Annotated in this window: 12 protein-coding genes; 5 read left to right on the forward strand and 7 right to left on the reverse strand. The window is 48.9% G+C overall.

Translation table 11 applies throughout. The features are described from left to right. Positions 1 to 17: 17 nt before the first annotated feature. The 5 genes from PV783_RS14575 (at position 18) to PV783_RS14595 (ending at position 4477) form a co-directional block, all read left to right on the forward strand. Positions 18 to 1214: a redoxin domain-containing protein gene (locus tag PV783_RS14575; RefSeq protein WP_420988534.1), complete on the forward strand. Its 1197-nt coding sequence runs from the start codon at positions 18 to 20 to the stop codon at positions 1212 to 1214. 26 nt (positions 1215 to 1240) lie between these two features. Then, on the forward strand, positions 1241 to 2413 hold the full coding sequence (locus tag PV783_RS14580) for a peroxiredoxin family protein (protein WP_420988535.1): 1173 nt from the start codon (positions 1241 to 1243) through the stop codon (positions 2411 to 2413). Between the two features lie 27 nt (positions 2414 to 2440). Continuing rightward, positions 2441 to 2950 carry a hypothetical protein gene (locus PV783_RS14585; RefSeq protein WP_420988536.1) on the forward strand — a complete coding sequence of 170 codons (510 nt, stop codon included), beginning with the start codon at positions 2441 to 2443 and terminating at the stop codon, positions 2948 to 2950. A gap of 82 nt (positions 2951 to 3032) precedes the next feature. Continuing rightward, positions 3033 to 3695 (forward strand): HAD family hydrolase, encoded by a 663-nt coding sequence (locus tag PV783_RS14590; RefSeq protein ID WP_420988537.1) that lies wholly within the window; start codon positions 3033 to 3035, stop codon positions 3693 to 3695. Positions 3696 to 3772: 77 nt separating this feature from the next. Then, on the forward strand, positions 3773 to 4477 hold the full coding sequence (locus PV783_RS14595; protein ID WP_079468167.1) for an NUDIX hydrolase: 705 nt from the start codon (positions 3773 to 3775) through the stop codon (positions 4475 to 4477). Here the strand turns inward: PV783_RS14595 and PV783_RS14600 are convergent. The 7 genes from PV783_RS14600 to PV783_RS14630 all read right to left on the reverse strand — a co-directional run bounded on the left by PV783_RS14600 (position 4469) and on the right by PV783_RS14630 (position 18599). Continuing rightward, positions 4469 to 7219: a glycoside hydrolase family 2 TIM barrel-domain containing protein gene (locus PV783_RS14600; protein WP_420988538.1), complete on the reverse strand. Its 2751-nt coding sequence runs from the start codon at positions 7217 to 7219 to the stop codon at positions 4469 to 4471. The genes PV783_RS14595 and PV783_RS14600 overlap by 9 nt on opposite strands. A gap of 97 nt (positions 7220 to 7316) precedes the next feature. Beyond that, complete coding sequence (locus PV783_RS14605; protein ID WP_420988539.1) at positions 7317 to 9146, reverse strand: alkaline phosphatase; 1830 nt, start codon at positions 9144 to 9146, stop codon at positions 7317 to 7319. Between the two features lie 243 nt (positions 9147 to 9389). Next, entirely contained in the window at positions 9390 to 9935 is a 546-nt protein-coding gene (locus tag PV783_RS14610) for an RBBP9/YdeN family alpha/beta hydrolase (protein WP_420988540.1), read from the reverse strand. 261 nt (positions 9936 to 10196) lie between these two features. Continuing rightward, positions 10197 to 10955, reverse strand: coding sequence for a hypothetical protein (locus PV783_RS14615; protein WP_111578810.1), 759 nt, complete (start codon positions 10953 to 10955; stop codon positions 10197 to 10199). Positions 10956 to 10981: 26 nt separating this feature from the next. Next, complete coding sequence (locus PV783_RS14620) at positions 10982 to 12541, reverse strand: RagB/SusD family nutrient uptake outer membrane protein (protein WP_420988541.1); 1560 nt, start codon at positions 12539 to 12541, stop codon at positions 10982 to 10984. Positions 12542 to 12553: 12 nt separating this feature from the next. After that, positions 12554 to 15682 (reverse strand): SusC/RagA family TonB-linked outer membrane protein, encoded by a 3129-nt coding sequence (locus tag PV783_RS14625; RefSeq protein ID WP_420988542.1) that lies wholly within the window; start codon positions 15680 to 15682, stop codon positions 12554 to 12556. Between the two features lie 70 nt (positions 15683 to 15752). Continuing rightward, positions 15753 to 18599 carry a TIM-barrel domain-containing protein gene (locus tag PV783_RS14630; RefSeq protein ID WP_420988543.1) on the reverse strand — a complete coding sequence of 949 codons (2847 nt, stop codon included), beginning with the start codon at positions 18597 to 18599 and terminating at the stop codon, positions 15753 to 15755. Positions 18600 to 18633 lie beyond the last annotated feature (34 nt).

The raw sequence follows: 18633 nt of genomic DNA on the forward strand, positions 1-18633 counted from the left end.
CATTATAACACATGCAGATGAAAAATGTATTCACCATCCTTCCGGCGCTGCTGTTAAGCCTGGGCAGCCAGGCCCAGAGCAGGCAGATTGTATTGCAGGGCAATATTACCGGCGACCTGAAAGGGTATAACAAAATGTATATCTATTCCCGTACTTACCGCGATTCCGCGGTGATCACCAACGGGCATTATACCATCAACATTCCTTTTACAGAACCCGTATTCCTGATGCTCTACCCGGAATACATCCAGGCACAGCGCCAGATGTACGTTCCCTTCGGTATCCTGATGGATAAGCCGGTTACCTATACGGTTACCACCGATATTGAAAAAGGGATGAACGCTTCTGTGGTAAAAGGCTCTGAAGCAGTGGAGCTGCTGCAAACTTACAACAAAGCAAAAGCAGCTGCATGGAAGCAGATCAGCGAAACCCTGAAGAAGGAATTCGGACAACCCTGGCTGCCCGAAAAAGATCCACGGTATGCGGAGTTTGAAACCAGGCAAAATGCTTTGCAGCAGCAGTACCTGGTGCCTTTGCTCCAGCAGCTGGTAAAGGATCATTCCAACTCCTTTGCCTCTGTTTTCAGCCTGGGGGAAGCGCGGCAAATGATGAGCACCGATCAACAGGAACGCCTCTACGAAGCGTTGTCGCCAGCCATGAAGAAAACCAAAGAAGCAAAGGAATTCCACGAATTTACAGCCGGCATTAAAAATTCTGCCGTAGGCAAAAAAGTAAAAAACTTTACCCTGCCGGATGAGAAAGATCAACCGCTTTCCTTCAGCCAGTTCAAAGGAAAATATGTGCTGGTCGATTTCTGGGCCAGCTGGTGTTCGCCGTGCCGCCAGTCTTTTCCACACATGCGGGAAGTGTTTCAGCAATATAAAGATCAGGAATTCGATATCTACAGCATCTCCATTGATAAAAGTAAAGCCGACTGGCTCAAAGCCGTGTCGCAGGAAAACAATCCCTGGAAGCAGGCGCTGGACAATATCAACATTGCGGGCAGCGGCTTTGCCATTACCGGCGTACCTACTACTTACCTGATCAGCCCCGATGGCGAAATCCTGATGAAAGAAGTAGGCTTTGAACCCGATGGCAGCGGCGCTATTGAAAAGAAACTGGCGGAGCTGTTTGGCAGTAGTAATGTAAAGCCTGCTGCAAAGTCCGGAACGCCCAAAGAAATGAAAGCCATTCCAATGGTGCCCATGCAATAATTATCTTTTAAATTATTTTCTTTCAGATGAAAAAATACCAGAACAACCTGGCCGGGATACTATTGCTGGTAGCAGGTATTACCACCTCCGCTACCGCGCAGCAGGCCAAGAAATTTATCACCGTAAGCGGGAAGATCAAATTCCCGCCACCGGCGGAACAGCAACAGAAGTTTCCTTTCCGTGTACAGAAACAGGTGGGCGACGACTGTATAACTATTGACACCATTCATCTTAAACCGGATGGCTCTTATAGTATTAAGATCGATGCTACCCGGCCGCAATTCTATATCCTCAATGAGTTTGAGGAAGACAGGCTTACCATCTGGGCAGGGAAGGATAACCTGAAGATCGACTTCCGCGGTATGGACACTGCAGCCATACGTATCAAAAACCCTCCTTACGTTTTTATTGAGGGCAGCGAGGAAAATAACCTGATCAACGAGGTGAATTTCATTAACCACCGCAATTACCAGAATACGATTGCCATAGGACAACTGCAATACAAAGCTTCCCTTGCAAAAGACACTATGCTGGAACGTTTGCTGGGAGAGCATATGAGCTTCCTCTTCGATGATATGTCCAAACGTATTAAGTTGCTGGTGCGCATGAATCAGCATACGCCTGTGCTGATGTACGCATTGGATTACCTGAGTCCTTTGAGGAACAAGGAACTGATCCTGGCGGAAGTAGACCGTTTATCAAAAGAGTACCCCTGGCTGGTGGAAGCGCGTGAGAAGAAAAAAGATATGGCTGCCGCAGAAGCCATCGCTAAGAAAACCGGCATAGGCGCAACTGCCATGAACTTCACCCAAAACAATACAGATGGCAAGCCCGTGAAGCTATCTGACTACCGTGGTAAATATGTACTGCTGGACTTCTGGGCCAGCTGGTGCGGGCCATGCCGGGCAGAGAATCCGAATGTGCTGGAGAACTACGAAAAGTATCATGCCAAAGGACTCGAAATACTGGCCGTATCACTGGATGATAAAAAGGACGCCTGGCTGAAAGCCATTAAAGATGATGGCCTGGAATGGGCGCATGTAAGTGACCTGAAAGGCTGGAAAAATGCGGTGGCGAAGGAGTATAATATCCGTGCGGTACCCAGCAATTTCCTGATAGACAAAGAAGGTAAAATAGTAGCAGTAGACCTGCGCGGCGAAGAACTGACCCGTAAACTCGAAGACATTTTTGGCAAATAGACCAGATCACCTGTAATTCAAAAAGTTATGAAAAAAATACTGATACTGTTGTTAATCTGTTGCAGCACCGCCGCGATGGCGCAAATGCAGGCAGCGCAGAAGATCATCCCGGATTATACACACGAAACGCTGATAAAAAGCTCTCCGGTAAAAATATGGCGCGTAATCCGCAACCTGCCACAGGTAAAGGATTACGCCAATGGCACCATTAAAGACGTGCAGATCATCACCGAAAACGATACCCGTTACCGTGATATCACCTTCACGGATAACAGGAAGCGCCGCGATGTGATTGAACAGGTACATGAGTCGTACAAGTTTTTTGTGTTCAGCATCGTTTCACCGTTACCAGCAGGGATTACCAATGCTACCGTAACTGCGCTGGTAGAATCTTTACCTGATAAGGACGACACTTCCGTAATCAGGTGGGGCATCATGCTTGAAGGCAGCAAAGGCGCCCGTAAACCGCTTGTAGATACGCTCTCCGCGGAGATCAGTAACTACGAAGCCGGGTTGAAAAAGCTGCTGGAACAATAAGGATGACCGTGGATTTGTCTGACTCAGCTTGACTGAGTCAGACAAAATTCGCTTATCTTTGCGCCTTACAAAAAAAGGCATTATGACCCAGCAGCAAAAAGCATTTCTGTTTGACCTGAACGGTACTATGATCAACGATATGGAGTATCACCTGGAAGGCTGGTACAACATGTTGAACAAGCTGGGCGCCAATCTTCCCCGGGAAATTGTAAGAAGCCATATGTATGGCAAAAATGAAGAACTGCTGGTGCGTGTTTTCGGGAAAGATCATTTTACGGCGCAGCAGATGGAAGAAATAGCCCATGAAAAAGAAGTATTATACCAGGAGGCTTTCAGGCCCCACCTGGAGTTGATTGCAGGACTTCCGGCCTTCCTGGAAAAAGCCGCTGCCGCTGATATCCCGATGGCAATAGGCTCTGCTGCCAATACTTTCAACATTAATTATGTGCTCGACAACCTGCACCTCCGCCACTACCTGAAGGCGATTGTTAGTGCCGATGACGTAACCACCAGCAAGCCGGACCCGGAAGTATTCCTGAAATGTGCGCAGTTATTAGGTGTGTCGCCGGCTAATTGTATCGTATTTGAAGATGCTCCCAAAGGTGTGGAAGCCGCTTTGAATGCCGGTATGGAGGCAATTGTGTTAACTACCATGCATACACGCGAAGAGTTCGCCGCTTACAATAATATCCGGGCATTTGTGGCCGATTACACCGATCCGGTGTTGCAACAGCTGTTTGTATAAACAAGGAATATTGCAATATAATTTCCTAATGTCAGCAGGGAACCATAAATTGCCGGGTTATATAAATAATTGCTGCTATGACACGTTATTCAGGGCAATCAAGAATGCTGGTGGCAGTCGATTGCATCATTTTTGGTTTTGATGGAGAAGAATTAAAGCTGCTGCTGATCAAGCGCGGATTTGAACCGCAGAAGAATAAATGGAGCCTGATGGGCGGATTTGTACAGGCAGACGAAAGCTTTGAAGCCGCTGCTGCAAGGATTTTGAATAAGCTCACCGGCCTGGAAGGGGTATACATGGAGCAGCTGTTTGCCTTCGGCGAACCGGCCCGTGACCCGGTGGAACGCACCGTTTCTATCACCTACTTTGCCCTCATCGATATCAATCAATACAAACTGCAGATCAACGACGAGTACCATGCGGAATGGATTTCGCTTGATAAGCTGCCGGATCTCATCTTCGACCATACTGAAATGGTGAAGATGGCCCAGGAGAAGCTTCGCTATAAAGCTGCCATACACCCCATCCTTTTTGAACTGTTGCCGCTGAAGTTTACTATTCCCCAGCTACAGCTGCTGTATGAAGCGGTGTATGATGTTACTTTCGATAAACGTAACTTCAGCCGCAAGGTATTGTCTACCGGCCTGCTGATCAAACAAAAGGATAAAGACAGGCTCAGCTCTAAGCGTGGCGCCTTTTACTTCAAGCTGGACAAACGTAAGTACAACGCCAAGTTCAATGCCTTCCTGAATTTTGTAACGGACCCCGGAAACTTACGGTAAGCCGATCCAGAGCGTGCCTTTCACCGGCGTATAGTTCAGCATTATATTATCCTGGCTTTCAGGCCCCATCTGTGCGGCATCCTGGAATTTGGTACCTATCGGCGCAATAGCGCTCAGGAAACCGATATCCCCGTCCGGAAAGGCCGGCGCCGTATTGTTGTTGGCGGCTCCCTTTGGCGCCTGCGGGTGAAATACCTGTAAAAACGTACCCTCGTTACCGGTATAAAAGGTGAATGGCTGCTCCTTTGTATGAAAGGTGGCCTGGTACACATTGGCATGATAGCCTTTAAATTCGGGATACTCCCAGCTTTCCCCCGTCACCGTATTGTTATAGGCTTTATACCAGCTGCCGAACAGCTGTCCCTGCAGCCTGTTTTTCCATACCCGGTATGGTCCTTCACCTATCCACGACAGCCCCGTTACCTTTTCTTCCGGATACCGGAACGTAATGCCGCTGAAAGGCGTGGCGCCTTTGATGCTGTAGCTATAGTCCAGTTGCGCCGGGATGCCTGGTTTGAAAGTCCACTTTACCTGGAGGAAGCCATTGCCTTCATAACGGGCGATGATAAAATAACCACTGGAATCAGTACCGGACCTGAACTCTTTCAGCTCTTGCGAAACGCCCGCCAGTACGGGGCCTCCGCTTAATGAAATGCTGCCTTTGGGAGTATGGATCTGCAACAGCTGACCGGTAGTACGGCTGAAATAATAAGTGCCGGTACCGTTATTCACAGAAAGGGTGTCATGGTCAGTCATAATATCGAGGCTGCCGCTAACGCCCGGGAACTGCCGCACAATGCGGGAAGGCGCCTGTAAAGGCCAGCTGCGGGTGAGGATGCTGCGTCCGTAACTATCCTGCACACTCACATACAACGCATCAGCATCCTGCCAGCCGTTTGGAAGCGACAGTTGCAGAAAGCCTTTGGTATGGGGCGCCAGGTCAGGCGCCGCAATGGAGCCTGTGGCAATGGTGTCTGTTGTGTTGTTTTTTCCGGGAGATGTAAACCGCAGCAGCTGCCACCTGAACCGGCACCCGGACAATGACGTATAGTCGTAACGGTTTTCCACCGGTATGCGGCCATCGAATGCTGCCGTTATAACGGGCAGGGATATATGTACCGGCGACCATAACTGCCGGATCGTATAGAAGCTGCCTTCCTTTTCACGGTGGGGGCCTACAATGCCATCGGGGGCGTGGTTACCGTCGGTGTCAATGATGCCGTTTTTATCGGTACGTACCAGTCCTTCGTCGCTGAATGCCCACAGGAATCCGCCGGCGCAGCGGGGATGCTGTAACATACGGTCCCAGAAATCGGCCAGGCCCGCACCCATGCCGCCATCGTACAGGCCATGCATAAATTCGGTAGGCAGGTAAATGTCCTGGTCGTACAAGCTGGAGTTAACAAGGTAGTTGAAGTTGGGATAATGTTTGGTGTCCACACCATTGTATCTTTCCCACGGATGCAGCACGGGGCGCAGCTGCGGATCATACAGGTGGTAGTCGCCATCCAGTGCCCGGTTAAACCCGCCTTCATTGCCATTGTCCCACGCAATCACGGAAGGATGGTTAACATCGCGTTCCACCAGTTCCTTTACGAGTTTGCGTCCCACCACCGTATCGTAGGCAGCCTGCCAGCCGGTGAGTTCATCCAGTACAAACAAACCCAGTGAATCGCATACATCCAGGAAGTGATCATCCGGCGGGTAGTGCGACATCCGCACGGCGTTCATGTTCATGTCTTTCATGAGGTTCACATCCAGTATGCTGATATCCTTACTGAGTGTGCGCCCTGTTTCCGGCCAGGCGCTGTGGCGGTTTACGCCCTTCAGGATTACTTTGGTATCATTTACGTATATGCCATCCCGTGATCTTATTTCAATGGTTCTGAAGCCAAAGGGTTGGGTGATGCGGTGTATGGTCCGGTTATCTTTCTTAATCTCTACTACTGCGAGGTAACGGTGCGGGAACTCTGCACTCCAGGTAGCGGGCTGGTTAATTTGTTGCTGCAACGTATAGGCGGCAGGGTGGGTGGCTGTGGCAGGCACTGTTACCGCCTCTTGAACCGGCTGACCTGCTGTGGTTGTTACCTGTGCGGAGAGGGAGTATCCTTCCGGCAAAGGAGTAGTGAAAGCCTGTACTGTGAAATGGCCTTTAGCGGTAGCATTTATGGCCACGCGATCAATATGGATCAATGGTTTTACCTCCAGGAATACAGGCCGGTAAATACCCCCCAGCACCCAGAAATCGCCATTCCGTTCTGCCCGGTTCACCCCTGCATTCGCCGACATTTTGCTCACCTTTACTTCCAGGAGGTTGCTGCCGTTGCGTAACAGTTTACTGATATCATATCTGAACCGGTAAAAGCCGCCCTGGTGTATTTCACCGGCCAGGCGCCCGTTTATTTTTACTTCGGCATCGGTCATTACGCCATCAAAAACAATATTTACCTGCCGTTCGCGCCAGTTGTCCGGTGCGGGAAAACGGTAGCGGTATAGTCCTTGTTCATGGGCTTTGTCTTTATCATGGCCGTAGTTGTAGCTGCCAAATCCCTGCTGTTCCCAGTTAGAGGGAACGGGGATCGTGGTCCATTTGCCGCTGCGTTGTCCGCCGGAGCAATGAAAGTCCCAGTTAACGGTGTGGTCTTTATCGGTGCCTGAAAGATAGATGTATCGGGTTTCCTGTGCAAACGCTGTATGCAGGCATAACATACCTGTAAGCAGCAATAGGATTCTTGCTGACATGTCCGGAATTTTAAAATGCCTTTAAAAGTATAAAAAGAAATGAGGAGTTGGGGTGTTTTTTTGCAGAGGAAGCGCTGAAGGCGCCTCCTCTGCTGCCTTATTTACCGAAGCATTTCAGCATCTTATGAAAGATCTCATTGTTTTCATAAACGCCGCGGAACAGGTTGGAGTTGGGGCCGTAGGCAAACACCATCACCGGGATACCGGTATGGTCGTTGGTGGCAAAGTGGCCGCGTAAAGTGCCTGTGGCAATATCGCCATCCATAAGGGCGAGGCCGCCGGTTTCATGATCAGCCGTCACAATCACCGTGGTTTGCTTGTCCTGGTCGGCAAAGCGGAGAGCTTCTCCCACTGCTTCATCGAAGTCGAGCATTTCACGCACCAGGTAATCCAGGTCGTTCAGGTGGCCGCCATGATCAATACGGGAACCTTCCACCATCAGGAAAAATCCTTTGCCGGAAGCATTCAGTTGCTGTAAAGCCTTTTTCAGTGCGGTTTTCAGGTAGTTACCCCGTCCGTTGCGCATAGAGGTGACTACCTTATTGCTCAGGATCACGAGCGTACGGTTTTTCGTAGTGGCGTCCCAGTTATCCAGGTTATCGTAGATACGGATGCCGGAGGAAGCCAGCTGCCCACCGAAATCCTTTTCCAGTTCTTCCCTTCCGCCGCCAACAGCCAGTTGCAGTTTGCTGCTGAGCAGTTGCTTTTCCAGGGTATAGGTGCTATCCCGGTCGGAGGTATGACCGTAGAAAGAAGCAGGTGTGGCGCCGGTAATTTCTTCGGTTACAATCACGCCGCTCTGAATGCCTTTGGGAGCCAGTATTTCAGGGATCACGGGGATGGATACGTAGGTATTGTCGAGCCCGATGGCGCGGTTATGTGTTTTAGTACCGGTGCCCATTGCGGAGCCGCCAGCGGCAGAGTCGGTGTGGTAATTATCGGTGGACTGGGTTTTAGATAAACCCAGTTGTCTCATCTGGAATATGTTCAGCGCACCTTTATTGGCGGTGTAGCCGGAAAACATTTCCGCAAGACCAGTACCATCGCCTATCATCAGGATCACGTTTTTGGAGCGCACTTTGGTGGCATCAGATACAAAGGAGGGAGTATACACTTCATGCACCGGCATACCGGAAGCGGTAGTACGGGGAGTGTTGTGCATTACATCATACAGCTCTTCCGGGTGATCGGTTCCGATCCAGTCGGCGCCGAGGTCCATCAGTTTGTAGTAGGTAGAGCGGGTAGAAGGAGCGCCCCAGAAGCGGAAAGCATATCCCTGCTGGTGTGCTTTATTGATAACGGCGGTTACTTCCTTCATTTCTTCCGGCACCAGTGTGCCTTTGCCGTTCCAGGTGCTGTAGGAATGAAAATCCACGCTCAACATCGCAACGCGTTGCTGTAACGCTGCCGGATACACGCTGTCAGGCCGGCCATCAAAAAAGAAGATGGGATCATACTTGGGCCATTCTGCTACCGGGGGCACGTTGCCTGATATCACCAGTTTTACGGCGGAGGGATTTGTGTTGCGGTCAAAATAGTTGCGGTAAGGAAGCAGCAGTTCCTGTAATGCCTGGAGGGTAGGAGTGCCTGCTGTTTTCAGGTCTATCAGCAGCTGCATCGGTGCGTTGCCGGCATAAGGTTTACCGTTGTAAAGGGAGAACTGCCGGAGCACAGGCTGCAGGTACAGTTCCTTAAAGGTACGGAACGGTTGTATGGCGCTCGCGTCGTGAGCAACGTATAAAACGCCGTCTTTCAGGTGTATATCTGCCTCAATGGAACCAAACTGGAGGGATGCCGCTGCATAAAAAGGAGTGGCCCGCTCATAATCATTATGAGAGTGTGCCTGCGCCATAGTATACTGCTTTATTTGTGCGGATGCCCCGGTAGCCATTATTACACCGGATAAAATGAACAGTGCTTTTTTCATTGTATGGTAAAAGATAGTTTTAAAGATTCAGCGGCCAAAGGTGGCATAATCCTGTTTGCCTGCAGTATTGCCCGTGTTTATCTTTATGTTAATTATCGGTAAAGAAAATCGATTTAGTTAAGACTTCTGACAACAACATATCCTATTCAGGTCTTAAAAGAAAAAGTGGAAAAGCGGAATGAAAAAAAGTGAAATTACAGGTTAAACGTTGCTGGCAGGGAATAAAATTGGCTGGTAACCGCATTAAAGCGTTGGCCAGTTCTGCACCAGTTCCTTCAGCTGGTTTTGTCCTTCCGGCCATTCCCCAAGCCCGGATTCGCTGTTGATATGGCCTTTGGCGCCTGCATTTACAAAACGGCTTCCCCAGTGACGGGCAAAAAAAGCGGCTCTTTCCAAAGAACAGAAAGTATCATTTGTACTGGCCACAATAATACTTTCAAACGGCAGCTTCACTAAAGGAATAGGAGTGAAGCCGGTTGCTTCAGCGGGGAAGCCCGGTCTTTCTGCATCTGCCGGCGCTACCAGTAACGCCCCCCGGATCTTCCTCCTGGTTTGCCCCGCCCAATGTGCCAGTGCAATACAAGCCAGGCTGTGTGCAGCTATTACTACCTGCGGACCGGCTTCCGCTACCGCCTTCTCTATCTGCGCTACCCAGTTGGCGCAAACCGGCGCATCCCAATCTGTTTGCTCAATCCGTTTTGTTCCGGGTATAGATTGTTCCCATAATGTTTGCCAGTGTAATTTTCCGGAGCTACCCAGCCCCGGCGCGGTCAGAACTTTTATTTCCATGACATAGAGGCGTTGTGTCTTGAAAGATAGTAAAAAGAATCACCAAATACGAATTAAGTGATCCGCAGAAAAATAGTATATACCCAAAAAAATAGCCGGGGCTAAAAAGCACCGGCAACAGGTAACAACCAAAACAGCATTGATTAATACTGAGTATTTTAATTATTTATGATATATTTTTTCGCTTTTATCATCTCCATAAAATAATTGTTAAAAAAAGCCCGGCGGGGAAATTCCCACCGGGGGCCATAATGTGGATTTTTAAAATACAAAACCTTTGCGCTTGAATATCCAGATATTGCGCCAGCCATCGCCTTGCTGTACCAGCGTCAATTCATTAGCGTTCAGCTTAACAATATTGTAGGTCACGTTGTTTCCCCAACTGATGTCAGCGCCGTTGATCTTGATCTTCTGCGCTAAAGTATCCAGTGTAAACGAACCTTTGGTAGTAACTCCTTTATGCGTGATGGAGTAGTTTGCATTTTTATTAAGATCGAATGTCATCTCATCATCTACTACACCCTGGGTTATCAGGCCCGCTTTTCCCACGGTCCACCATGCCGGTACGTCGGAATTACCAGGGCCATTGCCAAAACAATAACCACCGGGAACATCAACGGCCCATACCCAGGTTTTACCATCAGCGCCATTGGTGAGCAGGTTGTACAGTTTGCTGGAAAAGAACTTCGGATCGTTTTCACTCACGGTAACTTTTACAGAATCAGTTTTAGGACCACCGGCGCCATAAGCAGAATATTTTACGAAGAAGTCGCCCGCAAAAGGCAGGATCACTACTGCCTTCGCTTCTTTCGTGGTACCAAAACCGTAGTCCCAGAACGGGATTACATCTTTCGTTTTGCTTTCCAGCGTTACCTGGTTATCGTAATCCGGATTTTGCGTAACGGAAAAATCGAGTTGAATGCCGGCAGGATTTGCCGGGGTGATCCTGTCTTCGTAAGGACTGCACGCATAAAACAATGCAGTGATTAATCCCAGGAAATATATATGCAGACGTTTCATTTTTGTAGTTTTTAAAGTGGGCAATATCACCAACCGGTGTTTTGTTTGATCGTACCGTTTGATAAATTGATCTGTGTTTCAGGAATAGAGAATAAACCATTTGTTTCGGTGCGGAAGCTTACGTTGAAACCCGGCTGTGAAGAAGTATTATCTATTGCCTGTTTGGCTACCGCCATGCCCTGCCTCAGCAGATCCCAGTAGCGGTGCCCTTCCAGCGCCAGTTCCAGCCTGCGTTCCTGCATGATCTGAGTTTTATTGCTAAGGGTAATGCGATGGGTTTGATCGCCAAATGCACGGTCGCGCACGCGGTCGATATAACCCTGTGCCTTGCCTGCATTCGCCGTGAGATTTAACTCTGCACCCATCAGCAACACATCTGCAAAACGGATCACCATATAGTTGTCGAAATTGTCCCACTGGAAACTACCACCGAGGTCATCTGCATTTTTATCTTTCAGCGGTGTATATTTTTTTATAAAGAAGCCGGTGTATTGCGCCTGATCATCCAGCTTATAGGTATCTGCATATCCTTCTCCGGCAATAGAAATAATGGAAGCTGTTTGCCTGCTGTCGCCGGGAGCATAGGAATGAAAGAGGGATTCATTTACAGTAGCGGCGCCCCATCCCTTGTAGTATGGCTCCAGCACCTGTGAGCGGATACCGATCATCACCTGCATGCGGTTACCATTCTGCTGGTTCTGGTCACCCATACCGAGATAGGTATACTGAATGGTGAACACGCCTTCTGCATTATTCTGGCCCGCGTAGGCAGTAGTGCTTTCAGCGGAAGCACGGAACAGGTTCCGGTATTTTGGAACAAGACTGTATCCGCTGTTGTTGATCACATCGTCAATGGCGGCAATTGCATCTGCCTGTGAAAATACTCCGGCAATATCAGGTTTGCTGTAGTAGCCGGTGTAGTACAGGAATACACGGCCCAGCAAAGCTTCCGCAGCCCATTTGGTAGCCCTGCCATATTCGCCGGAAGGAATGCTGGTAAAAGGCGTAGCCGGAATATTAGCTGCAGCCAGTTTCAGGTCATTGGCAATGAGCATGTATACGCTGTCCGGATTGGCCTGTGGAATGCTGTAGTTACCGGGTTCCAGCGGCGCGGTGATCAATGGCACATGACCAAACATGCGCACCAGGTCAAAATAAAAGTACGCCCGCAGAAAGTGAGCCTCACCGATGTAACGGTTTTTAGTGGCGTCATCTCCCTTAAAATCTACTGCTTCAATTTTCTGGATCAGTTTATTGGCGCGGTAAATACCGGTGTAGTATTTCTTCCAGGCATTGCTGTTGAGGTCATTCATCTTAATGCTCTTATCCCACTGGTTCCAGCCGTTGTCGGAAGCGCCACCGCCGCCAAAGCAATCGTCGGATGCAATTTCCGAGGTTAATGCAATGTTGCCGTAACCGTCCCAGTTTAATACGCTGTACGCGGAAACCAGTCCCTGGTAAGCATCTCCCGGAGTTTTATAAAAGTCTTCCTCTGTAATCGTATTGATGGGCAATGTTTCCAGGAAACTTTTGGAACAGGAACTCATTAACCCCGTTATGATGATAGCTGCTATTATTTTCTTCATGATTGCCGGAGTTTAAAATTTAACATTAAGACCGAATAAAACAGTTCTTGGCTGTGGGAAATAACCGAGGTCAGTACCAGATGACCAGCTGTCGATACCATAGCCCACTTCAGGATCCAACCCACGGTAATGGGTAAACGTAAATACATTCAGTCCGGATACATACAACCGGAGCTGCTGAACAGGCAAACGTTTCAGTAATGTTTTCTTAAGGTCATATCCAAAGTTGATGCTCTTTACACGGAGGAACGCGCCATTGTGTACATACAGGTCAGAGAAGCGGGTGTAGTTCTGATTGGCTTCATTGCCCAGCGTTACACGGGGCGTGCTGTTGGAAGTACCTTCACCATGCCAGCGGTCGAAAACAGCCGTGGTATAGTTGTTATAAAAACGGTCGTATGCTCTTGTTCCATCCACAATGTCGTTACCGCCTACGCCGCTCAGCAATACACTCAGGTCAAATCCTCTCCAGCCTGCAGATAAGGAGATACCATATGTTTGCGAAGGATTAGGATTACCTACTTTTGTTTTATCATCGCCATTGATTACGCCGTCGCCGTTCAGATCTACAAAGCGGGCATCGCCGGGTTGTGCGCCTGGCTGTATTTTCTGGCCGCTTTTGCTGGTGTAGGCATCAATTTCTGCCTGGTTCTGGAAGATACCGGCTGTTTTTAAACCATAGAAATAACCAATAGGCATTCCATTCTGTGCGCGGAAGTATTCATCCATGTTGGAAGAGAGTACGCCGTTATAAGAAGGATGCAATACGCCTTCCTGGTTAGGAATATCGATCACGGTATTTTTATTGAAGGCAATGTTACCACCGATACCAATAGTTACTTCTCCAAATTGGTGGTTGTAGTTAATGCCAAGCTCAATACCCTTGTTCTGAATATTACCACCGTTGATGGTGGGTGCGCCGGTACCCACCAGGTCGGGGATAGGAGCGGTTACCAGCCAGTCGCGGGTGTTTTTCTGATACCAGTCGAATGTAACGGTTACGTCTTTGAACAACGTCGCATCGAATCCGATGTCAATTTGTTCGGAAGCTTCCCAGTGCAAATCAGGATTGGGTATTTTGTCGGGAGAAGCGCCGATGGCTTTTTGTCCGTTGAAATAGTAATCGCGGTAAGTAGAGTTAATGGTAGCCAGGTACCTGAAGTCATCTATCCTGTCACTACCGTTTTGTCCCCATCCGCCGCGGATCTTCAGGAAGTTGATCCAGCTGCTGTTTTTAAGGAACGATTCGTTGGTCACGATCCATCCTGCAGAGAAGGAGGGAAAGTAGCCATAGCGGTTGTTGGCGCCGAACTTGGTAGAACCATCCCGGCGAAGCGTGGCGGTGAGCAGGTATTTATCGTCGTAGCTGTAAAATACCCTGCCAAAGTAGGATTGCAGGGCATTCATGCTCCTGGTGCCGTATACTTTACGGGTAGAGTCATTTCTGCCGTTATCAATAATGGCATGATCAAAGTCGGGAATGATCAGGTCTGTTTTACTGCCGCTTACGTTATAGCCTTCATATTTTTTTGCGGTGGTACCCACCATTACATTCAGGTTATGTTTGCCGGCAGTGAGCTGGTAAGTGAGGGTGTTATCCCAGTTCCAGGTGAGGTTGCGGTACATACCCTGACTGGCAAAGGAATGTTCGTTGCTGTTATTGGTTCCCAGGTTATATACGGGGATAAAAGCATTGTTGTAGTTATACGAGATATCTGCACCAAAATCTGTACGGAGGGTCAATCCTTTGACCAGGATGGCTTCCGCATAGATGTTACCAATGATCCTGTCGGTAATGGTTTGATTATTTTGTGTGTAATCAATAGAGCCGATCGGGTTGGGTTCATCAGCGTAGGGCGATTTACCATAGCTGCCATCCGCATTATACACCGGGTAGATGGGAGTAGCATTTAATAAACCACGGATAGAGTTATTGTAGATATTACCTGTACCGATACCACGCTGGCGTGTATGCGCAAACGTGAGGTTCTCACCGGTTTTGATCAGGTCTTTGTACAACTTGTGTTCTGAATTGATCCTGAAAGATGTCCTTTCAAAATTAGACCTGCCGGGAAGTCCCATTACGCCTTGTTGTCCCTGGAAAGAAAAGGACGAGGAGAAAACGGACTTTTCGTTTCCGCCGGAAAGGCTCAGGCTATAATTTTGAATAGGCGCATTTTTATTGGTGGCGGCTTTCTGCCAGTCGGGCCCTGTACCCAGTTTAGCGATAGAATCGGGTGTATAGATGGGCACAGAACCAGAGTTGATAGACGCTTCATTCATGATGTTGGCATACTGCTGCGCATTCAGGAGATCCAGTTTGCGGGCAGGATTCTGTAATCCGTAGGAAGCATCGAAGCTGACATTCATTTTACCGGCGCGGCCTTTTTTGGTGGTGATCATCACGATACCATTTGCTGCGCGGGTTCCATAAATGGCAGTGGAGGCGGCATCTTTCAGCACATCTACACTGGCAATATCGTTTGGATTGAGGAAGGAGATGTCGTCTGCCGGAAATCCATCAATTATGAACAGCGGCCGGGAATCCCCATTGGTGCCGATACCACGGATAGTGAATTTCAGCGCATCGCCGGGTTGACCGGAGTTGGACGTTACCTGCACACCGGGCGCCTGTCCCTGTAAAGATTGCTCCACGCTGATGCTGTGGTTTTTTATCAGGTCGTCGTTGTTTAAATGTACGGTGGCGCCGGTCACTACTTTCTTCTTTTGTACGCCGTAACCTACTACTACCAGTTCATCGAGCCCTGTGGAAGCGGATGTCAGGCTTATTGTCATCGGACCGCCTGCTTTCGCGGGTACTTCCTGTTTGGTATAGCCTACCAGCGATACCACGAGTATTTCCCCGGGATCAGCCTGCAGGCTGAATGATCCGTCGACTGTTGTTACAGTGCCACGGGTAGTTCCTTTTACAACGATATTAACGCCGGGCAGCGGAGTGCCGCCACTGGCATCAATTACCTTGCCCGTAATAGTTTGCTTTACAGGTTGCGTATATGCTTTCCCGTTATTGGCAGCTGCATGCAGTGCCGGGGGCGCTGCAGCAGTCAGGCTGCACACAGCAAGCGCCTTTAAGACGGTTTGCCGCGGAAAATAATTGCTGATTGTGTACCAGATTTTCATGTTTAACGTGTTTTATTTAGGCAAAGGAGTATGAATAATGTTTGAATGTTTTCAGAAGAAGTGGTCCAGGTCAGATGGCCCGGACCGTTTTTGCTATTCCATTATATGTTATCATTTCACCTTTCTTATTGTTGATGTCCGGTCCTGCTGCGTTTTGCTTACCTACAAATGTTACCAGGAAATACCTTTGCTGCAGCATGCCGGGAAAACGACCTTCCCGTTGTCCTATTGTGAGTGTTTTGGCGGCTTCATTCCATTTGAAAGAAATGTTGCTGAAAGCGCCTTTCTCGTATTGGTAGTTATTATTTTCATCTTCATACAAAGTAAATTCCCCGTCCTTACCGGTATACACATACAGCTGTATAGTATCGGCCTTGCGCTCACTGGTGTATTGCAGTGCAGGACCTACCGGCAGGATAGCGCCTTCTCTCACATACAAAGGCATTCGCTGCAAAGGCGCTGCTGCGGTAATATGCTGACCACCTGTTTCATATTTTCCGGTATAGAAATCGTACCAGCCATTGCCTGCGGGCAGGTACAGTTCCCGGCTGCGGGCATGGTATTCCGTTACGGGGTTTACCAGCAGCGAAGGACCAAACATATACTGGTCGCGGATATTCAGCACCGCTGTATCCTGACCGTAATCCATCACCAGGCCACGCATCATCGTATAGTCGTGATGGTAAGTATTACCTGCTACGGAGTAGATGTATGGCAGCAGGCGGTAACGCAGCTGGTCGTAGTATAACATCGACTGGTACGCTACGCTGCTGTCGGGCGCAATGTTGAACATCTCCCGGTAGGGATATTGCCCGTGCGAACGGAACAGCGGGCAGAAAGCGCCATACTGGAACCAGCGTGTATTGAGTTCTCTCCATTCTTCCAGTGCAGGCCCCTGCGGATCGGGCTGATCGTATTTATCTTCCACAAAAAAGCCTCCGATGTCTGTAGTCCAGTAAGGCAAGCCTGACAAACTGAAGTTCAGCCCGCCGGGGATCTGCCTTTTGAACTCTTCAAAGGTGGCGGCGATATCACCGCTCCAGGTGGCGGCGGCATAGCGCTGCAACCCTGCGTAAGCGGAGCGGGTGAGGATAAACACACGCTGATCCGGTTTGGCGGCCCGTTGACCTTCATAAATGCCCTGTGCATTTACGAGCGCATAAGTGTTGAAATATTGAGTAGCTGATCCCAGCGCTGTAGGATTCATGAGTGTTTTACGTTCTTCGATAGATGCATTGGATAAGATATCCGGCTCTGTGGCATCGAGCCACCAGGCGTCCACGCCCTTGCTGAGCAGGTTTTTCTGCAACAGGCTCCAGAACAGTTTACGCGCTTCCGGGTTAAAGGCATCGTAAAACGTAGATACGTAACCGTTACCTATCCAGTCGCGTTGCCTGTTTTTAATATTCTGTTTGTATAACCAGCCCTTGCTGTCGAATAGTTTATAGTTGGCGATGCCTTCATAAAACTTAGGCCATACAGAGATCATGAAGTTGGTATGGTATTGTTTGTGCAGGCGGCTGATCATGCCGGTGGGATCTGGAAAACGCGCAGGATCAAACTGCTGGCTGCCCCATTCGTCCTGTTTCCAGTAACTCCAGTCCAGTACAATATTGTCCAGCGGGATTTTTCTTTTGCGGAATTCAGCTACGGTGTTTTCAATCTCGTCCTGTGTTTTGTAGCGTTCCCGGCTTTGCCAGAAGCCCAGCGCCCAGCGGGGTATCATGGTGGCTTTGCCGGTTACCTGCCGGTAGCCGCTGATCACTTCATCCATATGATCGCCATACATAAAGTAGTAGTCGATTTTTTCGCCTGCTTCTGAAGTCAGCTGCATTTTATCTGCTCCTTCAGCGGGAGTGGGAGGAAGGAATTTAAGGGAGATAAAGGATTGGGCGGTTTCCGGGATCCATTCCACTTTTACAGTAGTAGGCTGTCCTTTTTGAAGGAGATGCCTGAACACAGAAGCGCCGGGATTCCAGCTTTCCCTCCACCGGTCCAGTTTCAGCTGGCCATTGATCCATACTTTGGTGTAGCCGGAGGTGGTCATGAAGAATTTGTATTCACCGGTTTCATCTGCATTCACCGTGCCTTCCCAGGTTACTTTTCCTTTTATCATTGGAAAAGTGGCTGGCAGCGACGACAGGCGATCCAGGAATTCATAGTCGATTTTATCTTCCACCTTATTTACATACACCGTATTATTATAACGGTCGCCGTAGGTAGCACTGAATCCAGGTTTCCCATCGGCAGACATTAAGTGTAATTCGGACATTTGTTTATAAGGGCGGTTGTCGCCAAAACGGGTAATGGAATAGTTATCCCATAAAATACCATAGTTACGGCTGGATACTACAAAAGGTACGGCGGCCACAGAGTTATACTGTGTGAGATCCACGTCCTGGTTTTTGTAGTTCATTAAGCCGGTCTGGTGTTGCCCGAGTCCATAGAACGCTTCATTGGCGGGCGATTCAAATATTTGTTGGATCCGGTATAAAGATTTATTGTCAATGGTAACGGGGGTGAAGATCTTACCGCCGCCGGGTTGTTCCTGTAATATAATGTTGCCGGCTTTATCGCGGAATACTACTGCTCCTGTATTCAGTGCCACGGTGGCGGTGATGCTGGCTGTTTTTAACGTCACGGTTTCATTTTTCTCTTCCGAATCCCACTTGATGGCATTACCATGCGCATCAACAGCCATGAGGCTGGGAGATCCGGTGAAATGATCATCGGGGGTGGCGGTTACATGGATTACCTTATCGGAAACCACCTGCAACTTCACCTGCCTGGCACCGTTCCGGGCGGGATTTTTTAAATGAATCAACAGGCCATCAGACAGTTTTTCCACCTGACCGGCATAACACCAGGAAGTGAGGAACGTCATTAGTACGATCGGTATCGCCCTCTTTATCTGCATATTTGAACGGATTTTTTTCGTTGGTTGAACGTGG

Origin of the sequence: Chitinophaga sp. CC14 (assembly GCF_048957795.1) — a bacterium.
GTDB lineage: Bacteria > Bacteroidota > Bacteroidia > Chitinophagales > Chitinophagaceae > Chitinophaga > Chitinophaga ginsengisegetis.